The sequence below is a fragment of the Sphingopyxis sp. genome, from assembly GCF_016793825.1.
Classification (GTDB): Bacteria; Pseudomonadota; Alphaproteobacteria; order Sphingomonadales; family Sphingomonadaceae; genus Sphingopyxis.
On record NZ_JAEULM010000040.1, the window covers coordinates 1 to 11,730 of the forward strand.

The following is an 11,730-nucleotide window of genomic DNA, read 5'->3' on the forward strand; positions in this document are numbered from 1 at the left end:
AATCCGCTTCGCCTCGTCCGCGCCTTCACCGACTATGAAAATCTCGACCGCGCCGACAGGGGCGCACGCTGGTGCGCGGCTCGCAAAGCGATGGGACAATCGCCCGCGAAACTTCGAGCCGCGCGATGGCTCGCTCGCCTCGCCGCGCCGCTCGGCCTGTCCGTCGGCATGGTCGGATCAAGCTTCAGCGCCGCCTGGCGAAAGCCGGGCGCGATCCGGCCGTAATCCCCGCGACCGCGCGCTGATGCCCGGCGCCAAACACAAAAGAAAAGGGCCGGGTCGCGTGTGCGGCCCGGCCCCCTCATGGATCGCTTCCGCGAGCCTTACATTGCGCGCTTCATTTCGCTGTGCGCGCCCTGCGCCTTGACGATTACCGTTACCGGCGCATCGCCGCGGTTGCGCCAGAACCAGCCGTGATTCCCGTCGAACTCGGCCGTCATCACGCCGTCGTCGCGGGTCACATTGCGATCCTTCTTGTAGCTGATCGACTTGCCGCCGCCGTCGCCATGGACGTCGACATTGACCGGTCCGCCGACCGCGGTCCAGGCGAAGTTGGACTTGCCGCCCGCCTTCATGACCAGCTTCACTTCGGCGCCTTCGCCTGGGGCGAGCGTGATGCGAAGCTCGTCCTGACGTCCTCCGGCTGCGGCGGCCGGAGCCGCACCCTCGGCCTCCGCCGCTACATCCTCCGGTGCGGCCTCGGCTTCGCCGACCGTCATGCCCGATGCCGCGGCCTCGATCTGGGCGCTCTTGTCCGCGGCGCGGTCTGCGGCCGCCTCCTCGGCGAGCTGCGTCTTGATCTCGCCCATTTCGGTAAGGCCAAGCACGCGCCCGACGCCGGTCGGGTCGATCGCATATTCGGACGGCAGGACGACGGTGACGAGCAGCACACCCGCCGTCGCCATGGCGATGACGGTCGAGGTGATGAGCTTGCCGGTGCTCGGCAGCTCGGACTTCGAGGGAATATTCGAATTATACATGAGACAAGTCCTTGATTAGGAGACCGCGTAGCCGGTCAGCTGATATCCGATGAGAAGGAAGCCCGCGGCCATCATGACCACGTTCGCGGTATAAGCGTGCTTCCAGAAGCTGTCGGTCCGGCGCCAGAAGCCCATCACGATCAGGATCGCGCCGAGCGCGAGAAGCTGGCCGATTTCGACCCCGACGTTGAAGGCGAGCAGGTTCGGCAGCAGCCCGTCCGGCGAGATGTCATACTCGATGATCTTCGTGGCGAGGCCGAAGCCATGGCAGAAGCCGAATATGAGCGTCGCAACCTTGGTGTTCGGCTGGAAGCCGAACCAGCGCTGATAGGCGCCGAGATTGTCGAGTGCCTTGTAGACGATCGAGAAGCCGATGATCGCATCGATGATATAGCTGTTGATCCCGAAGTCGAAGAAGACCCCGAGCAGCATCGTCGTCGAATGGCCGATCGCGAAGAGGCTGACGTACAGCGCGATATGCTTCATCCGGTAGAGGAAGAAGATGATGCCGAAGAGGAAGAGGATATGGTCGTAACCGGTGACCATATGCTTCGCGCCGAGATACATGAAGGCGAGGATGTTCACCCCGCTGATCTCCTGGATATATCCCTTGTCACCTTCGGCGACGGCATGGGCCATGGCCTCACCCGTCGCGAAGACGAAGGACATGGCGGCGAGAACGAAAAACAGCAGGAATCGCCAGCGCGCACTATCCATGCGCCCTGGCCCTGTAAGAGCCTTGATCATAAAATTATCCTGAAATGCGTAGATGGATGCCGCGACAAGCGGCGTCGATTTCGCAGTCAGGCGCGGTCGGGTGGGCGGTCGAGCCTTGGCCCCCTGCGACCGTCGAGCGCCGCGGGCGCGAAGCCGGTCCAGGTCGCTGTCACGACCGACGGGTCGATCCGGAGAGCCGGAGTGGCGAGTGGCGGATCATGATTGTGATCGGCAGGGTTATGCCCGTGCATGTGACCCGCACCGCGCTCATTCTCGTCGCCGGTGTCGTGGGAATGCCCATGATCGGCAACCTCGGCAGCGAGCTCGGCGTGCCGCTCGGCCTCGGCCGCGAGCATTGCGACCGGGCTGTGGCTGACCGCCGTGTTGGCGACGGACAGCAGCATCGCCGCCGCCGTCAGGCAGAGCATCATCAGCATTAAAAGGCTAGGGCGCGAGCGGCGGAGCATGAGCGGGTCAGGGAAAATCCGTAAGGGGCCGGAGCTAGAGATACTTCGAAATGGCGCGAAACTCGGCCATCGCCTTGTCGCCCACGTCCGCGTCGCCGCCGATACAATGACCGATATGGTCCTCGATCAGCGTGCGCTTGGCATTGGCGACCGCTTTCTCGACGGCCGACAGCTGCATCGCGATATCGGTGCAGGGACGGCCTTCCTCGATCATGCCGACGATGCTCTTCAGATGCCCCGTCGCGCGGTTGAGGCGTTTGATGATCGCGGGATGGGTCGTGTGCTGATGCGGGTGATGATGGTCGGCCATGGTCAAATCTCTGCGGTCGAGGAGCTCTTGGGCTCGCAACCTTAATATCTCTCAAATTTCCGCGGTGCAGTTGACGTCATCGCGGCGGCTTGTCTATAGGGCCCATATCCCCCCAGGGGGATATATTTCAAGCCCGGAAAAATGCTCGCAGTACTCGCCAATCGCACTTATCGGCATCTCCTGCTCGCCCAGATCATCGCATTGGTCGGGACGGGGCTGGCGACGATTGCGCTCGGACTTCTGGCTTATGACATCGCCGGCGGCGACGCGGGCGTCGTGCTCGGCACCGCGCTCGCGATCAAGATGGCTGCCTATATCGGGATCGCGCCGATCGCCGGAGCCTTCGCCGACCGGGTGCCGCGGCGCGCGCTTCTGGTCACGCTCGATCTCGTTCGCGCTGCGGTCGCGATCTGCCTGCCGTTCGTCAGCGAAATCTGGCAAATCTATCTTCTGATCTTCGTTCTCCAGTCGGCATCCGCGGCCTTCACGCCCACGTTCCAGGCGACGATCCCCGACGTATTGCCCGACGAGCGCGACTATACGCGCGCCCTGTCGCTCTCGCGGCTCGCCTATGACATGGAGAATATCACGAGCCCGCTGCTCGCCGCCGCGCTCCTAACCGTCATCAACTTTCACTGGCTCTTTTCGGGGACCGCCGTCGGCTTCATCGCCTCTGCGCTCCTCGTGCTGTCGGTCACCCTGCCGCGCCCCGAGCGTTCGGCCAGCCGCGACACCAGCATCTATGCCAAGACGACCCGCGGCATTCGCATCTATCTGAAGACGCCGCGGCTGCGCGGGCTCCTCGCGGTCACGCTTGCCGCCGCGGCGGCAAGCTCGATGGTCATCGTCAACACGGTCGTCATCGTCCGCGACCGGCTCGGCATGACCCAGCAGGATGTCGCGCTCACGCTTGCGGCCTATGGCTTCGGATCGATGGCCGCCGCCTTCATCCTGCCGCGCATCCTCGACCGGATTCCGGATCGGCGCGTGATGCTGCTTTCGGCCGCCATCCTCGTGGCGGGGCTCGCCGCGCTCGCTTGGATCAGCAGCATCGTGCCGGCGGGCATGACCTATTGGTATATCCTGCTCGGCGGCTGGGCGGTTCTCGGCATTGCCTATTCGATGAGCATCACGCCTTCGGGACGGCTGCTCAAGCGCTCCGCAAATGCCGAAGACCGGCCGGCGCTGTTCGCAGCGCAGTTCGCGCTCAGTCACATCTGCTGGCTCATAACCTATCCGCTGGTCGGACAGCTGGGCGCGGGGGTCTCGATGACCGCCGCCTTTGCCGCCATGGCGGCAATTGCCCTTTTCGGGACCTTGCTCGGCCTCCTGCTCTGGCCTGCGAGCGATCCCGATGCGATCGCGCACGATCACCCCGATCTGCCGGCCGACCATGAACATCTGCGGCGCCAACATGCCGATGGTGCGAGCCACGCTTATGTGATCGACGATCTCCACGAGCGATGGGTGGGCAAGCCATGACGCGCGCGCGTCCTTCCGCCACGGTGGCGCGGCGTCGCGTTATGCGATTGCTGCCCGGCGCCGCGCTTTGGTTCGGCGCCCTGCTCGCCATTCTCGCGCTCGCCAATGTGATGGGCGCGAGCGGCTGGCACGGCGCGCTGGCAGGCCACGACGATTCGCAGGTTACGGCGGCCGTGGCGCACCATGACGATGGCGAAACCTCACCCCCCGAGATCGATCTTCACAAGATCACGCACGGGATGATGCAGGGTCTCGCCGACATCTCGCCGCAACTTCAAATCTGGTCGGGCTTCCTGCTCGCCGGAGCCCGTTGGGCCTACCGGCTCGATCTCGACTGGGCGAGCACCGCGCCCGAGGGACTTCTGCGACCGCCTAGAATGTGAGGCTGCGCGCCGGTCGCCGGCGCCTGCATCCTTCATTCTAGGAGATTTTCCATGACCGATATGATCGGCCAGCGACGCCTGCGCAGGGCGTTCCTGGGCCTATGTACCGCCGTCGGCGCGCTTGCCGCCGCGAATGCTGCTGCGCAACCCGCACCTTCGTTCGACCAACTCTTCGGCCAAAGCGCCGAGGCGCCGCGAACGCAGATCATCGAAGCCGATATCGCCCGTGCCGAAGGCCTTGCCGAGCAAGCCCGGGTGCGTCCCAATCCGACCGTCAGCGGCCTCGCCGAGAATATCGGCGGCAAGCAGCCTTATAGCGGGTTCAACCGCTCCGAAACGACGATCCAATACAACCAGCCGTTCGAACTCGGCGGCAAACGCTCTGCGCGCATCGCCGCCGGCGAAGCGGGTGTTGTGGCGGCGCGGGCGCGCGGGCGCGAAGCCTTGCTCACCTACGCCTATGATCTTGCCCGGGCCTATGCCGCGGCCGAGATCGCCGACCGCCGCCTTGCCCTGACCGAGGGCAGCCTCAGCGAGGCCCGCGACGATCTTCGTATCGCGGCGGCGCTCGTCGATGCGGGCAAGGAAACAAGGCTTCGCCGGCTGCAGGCCGAGACCGAGGTGGCGACGCTCCAGGCCGCGATATCGACGGCAAGGGCAGAGCGGGTCCAGGCCTATGCCCTGCTGTCCGCGCTGGCGGGCCAGGGGATGAGCTACACCAGCCTCTCCGAGCGGGTGCTGGCGCGGTTCGAGGCAACGCCCAAATATGGGCCGGCCGATCCGCTGCAAACGGCGCCTTATCTCGCGGCACAGGCGGAACGCGAAGCGGCCGCCTACCGCGTCGAGGTCGCGAAGCGTCAGGCGATTCCCGATGTCACCGTCTCGCTCGGCGTCCGCCGTATCGAGGCCGACAAGGCGAATGCGATGCTCGTCGGCGTCAGCGTGCCGCTGCCGCTCTTCGATCGCAACCGCGGCAATATCTCGGCGGCACTCGCGGAAAAACAGGGCGCCGAAGCGCGCGCGACGGCGGCGCGCCTCGACGCCGAGGCGGGCATCAAGTCGGCGATGGCCTTCAACGAGGCCGCCGACGAGCGTGTCGCCGCCGCCGAGCAGACGTTCGAGACCGCCGACGAGGCCTATCGGCTCGCTCGCATCGCCTATGAGGCGGGCAAGTCCCCGCTCATCGAACTCATCGCCGCGCGGCGCGGTCTCAGTGCCGCGCGCGGCACGCTGCTCGACGCGCTGTCCGAGAGGTTCGACGCGCGCGCTGCGCTCGCCCGTCTCCAGGGCCGCACCATCACAGGGGAGGAAATCCAATGACCGAGAAGAATCGTTTCTATGCCGGCGCGGCGACCGCGTTGGCGCTTGCCGTGGCCCTGGGCTTCGGGATCGCTCAACTCACCGGGAGCGATGCTCCGGCTCCCGAGGCTCCGGCCAAGGCCGAGGCCGCGCCGTCCAATGAGGTGGTGATCTCGGCCGACGGGATTTCGCTGTCGCAGATCGGGGTCGCGCCCGCGGCAGGCGGCGAACTCGATGCCGCGATACCCGCCGCAGCCACGGTCGAGGCGACACCCGATGCCGTCGCCGTGCTCACGGCGCGCGCGCCGGGAACGGTGACGCGCATCTTCAAGCGGATCGGCGATCCGGTGCGGGCCGGCGAAACGCTGGCGCTCGTCGAAAGCCGCGATGCCTCGACGATCGCGACCGACCGCGACGCTGCCGCCGCTCGCGAGCGGCTGGCAGCGCGCCAGCTCGAACGCGAGAAGAGGCTGCTCGGTCAGGGGGTGAGCCCGAGGGCCGACTATGAAATCGCCGAGGCCAATCTCGCGGTGGCGCAGGCGGAAGCGCGGCGCGCGAGCGCCGCTGCCGGTGCCGCAAAGGTCGCCTCGGACGGGCGGTCGGTCGCCGTCGTCAGTCCCGTGACCGGACGTGTTACCGCGGCGCAAGCCAATCTCGGCCAGTTCGTCGCCGCCGAGTCCGAACTGTTCCGGGTCGCCGATCCCAGCCGGATGCAGATCACCGCGAGCCTGCCGCCGGCCGATGCCGGCCGCGTCCGCGCGGGAGACCGGGTCGAGCTAACGACGAACGACGGCCGCATGATCGAGGGGCGCGTGCGCTCCGAAACCGGCGTCGTCGATCCGACGACCCGGTCGGCGACCGTGGTCATCACACCCTCGGTCGCGGGCACGCTGCTTCCCGGGCAGCTGGTGAAGGCCCGCATCTTCGCGAGCGGCGGCGCCATCACCAACGGAGTCATGGTCCCGCAGGATGCCGTGCAGACGATCGGCGACCGCACGGTCGTTTTCGTCCGCACCACGAAGGGCTTCCGGGCGCAGACCGTGCAGGTCGGCGGGCGCAGCGCCGGGCTCGTCTCGATCCTCTCGGGGATCAAGGCGGGCACGCCGATCGCGACCACCAACGCCTTCCTGCTCAAGGCCGAGCTTGAAAAGGAGGCAGCGGAATGATCGCGCGCATCCTCAGTCTCTCGGTCAGGGGGCGATGGTTCGTCGCCTTCCTGACCCTGATCGTTTTCGGCTTCGGCCTCTGGCAGATTACCAAGCTGCCGATCGACGCCGTGCCCGACGTCACCAACCGCCAGGTCCAGATCAACACTTTCAATCCGACGCTCGGCCCGGTCGACATGGAAAAGCAGGTAACCTTTCCTGTCGAGACGGCGCTCGCCGGGATTCCCGGGCTGACGCTGACCCGCTCGCTCACGCGCAACGGCTTCAGCCAGGTCACGGCGGTGTTCACCGATGACACCGACATCTATTTCGCGCGTCAGCAGGTGACCGAACGCCTCGCGCAGGCGAAGGACAGCCTGCCCGACGGGGTCCAGCCCAACCTGTCGCCGCTCAGCACGGGTCTCGGCGAAATCTTCTTCTACTCGGTCGCCTTCCGCCACCCGGATGGAAAGCAGACAAATATCGTCGACGGCAAGCCCGGCTGGCAATCGGACGGCGCCTACCTCACCCCCGAGGGCGAGCGTCTGACGACCGAACTGGCCAAAGCTGCCTATCTGCGCACGGTCCAGGACTGGATCATCCGTCCGCAGATGCGAACGGTTCCAGGGGTTGCCGGCGTCGATTCCAACGGCGGCTATGTGAAGCAATATCTCGTTCAGCCCAATCTCAACGCGCTGTCGACTTACGGCCTCTCGATCACCGAACTGGCCGACGCGCTCGAACGCGCCAATCTATCGGCGGGCTCCAACTATGTGCGCCGGGCCGGCGAGAGCTTTCTCGTTCGCGCCGACGCGCGGCTGAAGTCGATCGAGGATATCCAGGAAGCCGTCGTCGCGACGCGCGCGGGCGTTCCCGTTCGCGTGAAGGATGTCGGCGAAGTGGTGATCGGGGGCGCGGTGCGCACCGGGTCGGGCAGCCGCATGGGCTCGGAGGCGGTCATTTCGACCGTGCTGATGCTCACTGGCGACAATAGCCGTATCGTCGCCACCAGCGCGGCCGAGAAACTGACGGCGATCAACAAGAACCTGCCGCCGGACGTGTTCGCCGAGCCCGTCTATAACCGCTCGAAGCTGGTCAATGCGACGATCGCCACCGTCGAGAAGAATCTCGTCGAGGGCGCCTTGCTCGTCATCGCGGTGCTCTTCCTGCTGCTCGGCAATATCCGCGCCGCGCTGATCACCGCTGCGGTCATTCCGATCACGATGCTGATGACGGCATCGGGCATGAACGCGCTCGGCGTCTCGGGCAATCTGATGAGTCTCGGCGCGCTCGACTTCGGCCTGATCGTCGATGGCGCCGTCATCATCGTCGAAAATGCCCTGCGCCGGCTTGCCGAAAGGCAGGAGCATGAAGGGCGTTTGCTCAGCCGCTCCGAACGAATGGAGGAAACCACGCTTGCGGCGCAGGAGATGATCCGGCCGACCGTCTATGGTCAGCTCATCATCTTCCTCGTCTTCGTACCGCTGCTCACCTTCCAGGGCGTCGAGGGCAAGACCTTCGCGCCGATGGCGATCACCCTGATGCTCGCACTCGCAGCCGCCTTCGTCCTCTCGCTGACCTTCATCCCCGCGATGATCGCCATCGTGATCAAGGGCAAGGTCAGCGAGACCGAGGTCAAGCCGATCCGCTGGTTCAAGGAGAAATATGAGCCGCTCCTGAAAAAGGCCGTCGCGCGCCCGCAGCCCTTCGTGGCGTCAGGCGTCGGCGTCTTCCTCGCCGCGGTGCTGGCATTCGGCTTCCTCGGTGAGGAGTTCATGCCGCAGCTCGACGAGAAGGACATCACGGTCACCAACTTCCGCGTGCCCTCGGCGTCGATCGACCAGTCGACGCAGATGCAGCTTCGCATCGAGGATGCGCTGAAGTCCTTGCCCGAGGTTGCGCTCGTCTTCTCGAAGAACGGGAATGCCGATCTCGGGACCGACCCGATGCCGCCCAATGCGTCGGACACTTATGTGATTCCGAAGCCGGAAGACGAATGGCCAGCCGAGGTGAAGAGCAAGGAGGACATCCTTCGCCGCATCGAGGAGCGGATGAAACCGCTCATCGGCAATCGCACCGAGATTCAGCAGCCGATCCAGATGCGCTTCAACGAACTGATCGCCGGCGTTCGCGCCGACGTGGCCGTGAAGCTCTACGGAGACGATCTCGACGCCATGAGCGTGCAGGCGAACCGCATCGCGGGGGTTTTGCGGCGTATTCCGGGTGCAGGCGACGTCAGCGCCGAGCAGACGTCGGGGGCTCCGACCTTCGACGTCAAGATCGATCACCAGGCGGCAGCCCGCTACGGGCTGTCGGTCGAGGAGGTCGCGAACACGGTTGCGGCTGCGCTCGGCGGGCGGGAGGCCGGACTTCTCTTCGAGGGCGATCGCCGCTTCTCGGTGGTCGTCCGCCTGCCCGATGCCCAGCGCGACGACCTCGAGACATTGGGTTCGATCCCGGTGATGCTCGCGGCGGGCGAAGGGCAGATCGCGAGCTCGATCCCGCTCCGCGAAGTAGCAAAGTTCAGCTACACGCAGGGCCTCAACCAGATCAGCCGCGAAAATGGCAAGCGGATGGTCGTGGTGCAGGTCAATGTGCGCGGCCGCGATCTCGGCGGTTTCGTCACCGAGGCGCAGGACAAGATCGGGGCGCTCGACCTGCCAGCGGGCATGTATACCGATTGGGGCGGCACGTTCGAAAGTCTCCAGTCGGCCCGGCTTCGCCTGCTGATCGTGGTGCCGATCTGCTTCCTTGCCATTTACGCCCTGCTTTACATGGCGCTCGGCGGCTTCCGGCCGGCGGCGATCGTGTTCAGCGCGGTGCCGATGGCCCTCGCGGGCGGCGTCTTCGCGCTGCTGCTGCGGGGAATCCCCTTCTCGATCACGGCCGCGGTCGGGTTCATCGCGCTATCGGGCGTCGCCGTCCTCAACGGCCTCGTCATGATGAGCGCGATCCGCAGCCGCCGCGATGCGGGAATCGGGGATGATGAAGCGATCATCGGCGGCGCGATGGAGCGCGTGCGTCCGGTACTGATGACGGCGCTCGTGGCGAGCCTCGGCTTTGTGCCGATGGCGCTTGCAACGGGAACCGGCGCCGAGGTCCAGCGGCCGCTGGCCACGGTCGTCATCGGCGGCCTGATCACCTGCACCGCGCTCACCCTGCTCGTCCTGCCGGCGATCTCGGCCTGGCTCTATCGCCGGTCCGCAGCCGCCAACCAGCGGCCGGGCGATACGGTGGAACCGGCCACGGCAAGCTGACTTGTCCGGCGGCCGCTTACCCCCCGCAGCGGCCGCCGGACCTTTTTTCAATCCCATCGAAGGAGAAATTCCATGGAAGACAAGGATTATGCCCTGCTTCGCATCTACACCGACGAGATGGCGGTCAGCGGCGACAAGGCGCTGTTCGAGGTCATTCTCGAAAAGGCGAAGGCCCATAAATTGCTCGGCGTCACGGTGCTGCGCGGGCGCGTCGGCTTCGGTCACTCGAACCTCGTTCATGCGACGAGCTTCCTCGATCACAATTATCCGCTGATCGTCGAAATCGTCGACATGCCCGCAACGCTGCGAAACTTCGCGGCGCAGCTTCACCAGCTGAAGGGCATCGGGGCCATGACCCTGCTGCCCGTCGAGCTCCTCTGAGCATGCGGCGCGCCTGACGCCATGCTGACCGAATTGGCCGCCCTGCATCCCTGGAGGCGGCCACGCCGCGGGCGCCTTGCCCTGGACCCGCCCGCGGCGAAACTTTTCCCGGCGAACTGAAGCCGGCCCACCCCCTTTGAGGACCCCCCGATGTCGTTTCCAGTCCCCCGACCCCCAGCAACCCGGCACCGCGCGCTGCGCCTGTTCTGCGCTCCTTTTGTGCTGCTCCTCACCGGCGCCTGTTCGGAGCCGCCCGAGGGCGGCAATTATCGCGACATCGCCGCCGGGGCGGAGCGCAGCCAGGAACATTTCCGCTGCACGGACGGATCGCGGCTCCTCGCCGACTTCTCGGCCGACCGCCGCGATTTGCGGCTTCGGTGGAACGAAAGCGAGACGGTGATCGCGCTGTCTGCGCCGGCCCCGAACCTGACCTTCGTCGGCGAGGACATGAACATCCTGTTCCGCGAGGACCGCGCCTTCGTCGAGCAGGTCGACGCCCCGAAGCGGTCGTGCAGGCGCGTGGACTAGCGGCCGGTTCAAACCTCCCCCAAGCTGAAAGGGTCATACCCCATGATATTCGGAAAACGGGTCGTTCTGGGCCCGATCATGCCGCCTGATCTCACGAGCCTGTTCCAATGGACCGACAGCGCCGAAGACGCGGCAATCAACGGCACCTATCGCCCGCCGAGCTGGAACGAGCAGGAGGAGTTCTGGCTCCTTCAGCAGGATCCCTCGCGCATCTTCTTCGCCATCAGGATCAAGCCGCGCTCGGAGATCGCCGGCTATATCCAGATACGCGAGATCGAGCCCGTGCACCGGTCGGCCAAGATCGGGATCTGGATCGGCGAGGCTGCCGAGCGCGGCAAGGGCATCGGCTTCGAAGCCCTCGAACTGGCGATCGACTATTGCTGGCGCCAGCTCAATCTCCGGCGGCTCACACTCGAGGTCTTCGCCCATAACGAGGCGGCAATCCGTCTCTATGCGCGGTCCGGGTTCGAGCGCGAGGGCATGCTGAAGTCGGCCCAATATGTCGAAGGGGCGTGGATCGACATCGTGCTGATGGCGCTCCAGCGGCCGGGAGGGTGACGTCCATGTCCCCGTCCTCGGCTGTATCCTTCGCCGTCCCTCCAGCCTCGCCCGATGGAGCGCGGCAATGATGGAGTTTCGGCGCGAGCATGATCTCGCCTTCACCCCGGGGCAGGTCTGGGCGGTGCTCCTCGATTTCGAGGGCCATCGCCAGTGGAACCCCTATGTCAGGCTCGAGCTCCTCCACAGCGATCCGATCGCGCTGCGATACTGGCTGCGGATG

The 11,730-nt window shown here is 65.8% G+C and carries 13 protein-coding genes; 9 read left to right on the forward strand and 4 right to left on the reverse strand.

The window, feature by feature from the left end; all coding sequences use genetic code 11:
- Positions 1-225 (forward strand): hypothetical protein (locus tag JNM03_RS12005; RefSeq protein ID WP_294036866.1); only part of this gene is annotated, 225 nt, incomplete at its 5' end.
- Between the two features lie 98 nt (positions 226-323).
- On the opposite strand, the gene JNM03_RS12010 is transcribed toward JNM03_RS12005, so the two are convergent.
- The 4 genes from JNM03_RS12010 to JNM03_RS12025 all read right to left on the reverse strand — a co-directional run bounded on the left by JNM03_RS12010 (position 324) and on the right by JNM03_RS12025 (position 2,474).
- Positions 324-980, reverse strand: a complete 657-nt coding sequence (locus tag JNM03_RS12010; RefSeq protein WP_234180895.1) for a transmembrane anchor protein — start codon at positions 978-980, stop codon at positions 324-326.
- A gap of 15 nt (positions 981-995) precedes the next feature.
- Entirely contained in the window at positions 996-1,649 is a 654-nt protein-coding gene (locus JNM03_RS12015; protein ID WP_217373491.1) for a HupE/UreJ family protein, read from the reverse strand.
- Between the two features lie 134 nt (positions 1,650-1,783).
- Entirely contained in the window at positions 1,784-2,128 is a 345-nt protein-coding gene (locus JNM03_RS12020; protein WP_234180897.1) for a hypothetical protein, read from the reverse strand.
- Positions 2,129-2,198: 70 nt separating this feature from the next.
- Positions 2,199-2,474, reverse strand: coding sequence for a metal-sensing transcriptional repressor (locus JNM03_RS12025; protein WP_217372986.1), 276 nt, complete (start codon positions 2,472-2,474; stop codon positions 2,199-2,201).
- A gap of 141 nt (positions 2,475-2,615) precedes the next feature.
- Here JNM03_RS12025 and JNM03_RS12030 point away from each other — a divergent pair, with 141 nt between their 5' ends.
- The 8 genes from JNM03_RS12030 to JNM03_RS12065 all read left to right on the forward strand — a co-directional run bounded on the left by JNM03_RS12030 (position 2,616) and on the right by JNM03_RS12065 (position 11,507).
- The gene (locus JNM03_RS12030; RefSeq protein ID WP_234180899.1) at positions 2,616-3,956 is read left to right on the forward strand and encodes an MFS transporter; all 1,341 of its coding nucleotides are present in this window, start codon (positions 2,616-2,618) and stop codon (positions 3,954-3,956) included.
- A 41-nt stretch (positions 3,957-3,997) separates the two neighbouring features.
- The gene (locus JNM03_RS12035; RefSeq protein WP_217372984.1) at positions 3,998-4,339 is read left to right on the forward strand and encodes a hypothetical protein; all 342 of its coding nucleotides are present in this window, start codon (positions 3,998-4,000) and stop codon (positions 4,337-4,339) included.
- Positions 4,340-4,390: 51 nt separating this feature from the next.
- A complete protein-coding gene (locus tag JNM03_RS12040) occupies positions 4,391-5,659 on the forward strand; it encodes a TolC family protein (protein WP_234180901.1) in 1,269 nt (422 codons plus the stop codon).
- Positions 5,656-6,804 carry an efflux RND transporter periplasmic adaptor subunit gene (locus JNM03_RS12045; protein WP_234180903.1) on the forward strand — a complete coding sequence of 383 codons (1,149 nt, stop codon included), beginning with the start codon at positions 5,656-5,658 and terminating at the stop codon, positions 6,802-6,804. Before JNM03_RS12040 ends, JNM03_RS12045 begins: the two co-directional genes overlap by 4 nt.
- On the forward strand, positions 6,801-10,040 hold the full coding sequence (locus tag JNM03_RS12050; RefSeq protein WP_234180905.1) for a CusA/CzcA family heavy metal efflux RND transporter: 3,240 nt from the start codon (positions 6,801-6,803) through the stop codon (positions 10,038-10,040). Before JNM03_RS12045 ends, JNM03_RS12050 begins: the two co-directional genes overlap by 4 nt.
- Positions 10,041-10,112: 72 nt before the next feature.
- Positions 10,113-10,421 (forward strand): DUF190 domain-containing protein, encoded by a 309-nt coding sequence (locus JNM03_RS12055; protein WP_234180907.1) that lies wholly within the window; start codon positions 10,113-10,115, stop codon positions 10,419-10,421.
- 150 nt (positions 10,422-10,571) lie between these two features.
- Positions 10,572-10,949: a hypothetical protein gene (locus JNM03_RS12060; protein WP_234180909.1), complete on the forward strand. Its 378-nt coding sequence runs from the start codon at positions 10,572-10,574 to the stop codon at positions 10,947-10,949.
- A gap of 42 nt (positions 10,950-10,991) precedes the next feature.
- A complete protein-coding gene (locus JNM03_RS12065) occupies positions 10,992-11,507 on the forward strand; it encodes a GNAT family protein (RefSeq protein ID WP_217372979.1) in 516 nt (171 codons plus the stop codon).
- The last annotated feature ends 223 nt before the right edge of the window (positions 11,508-11,730 follow it).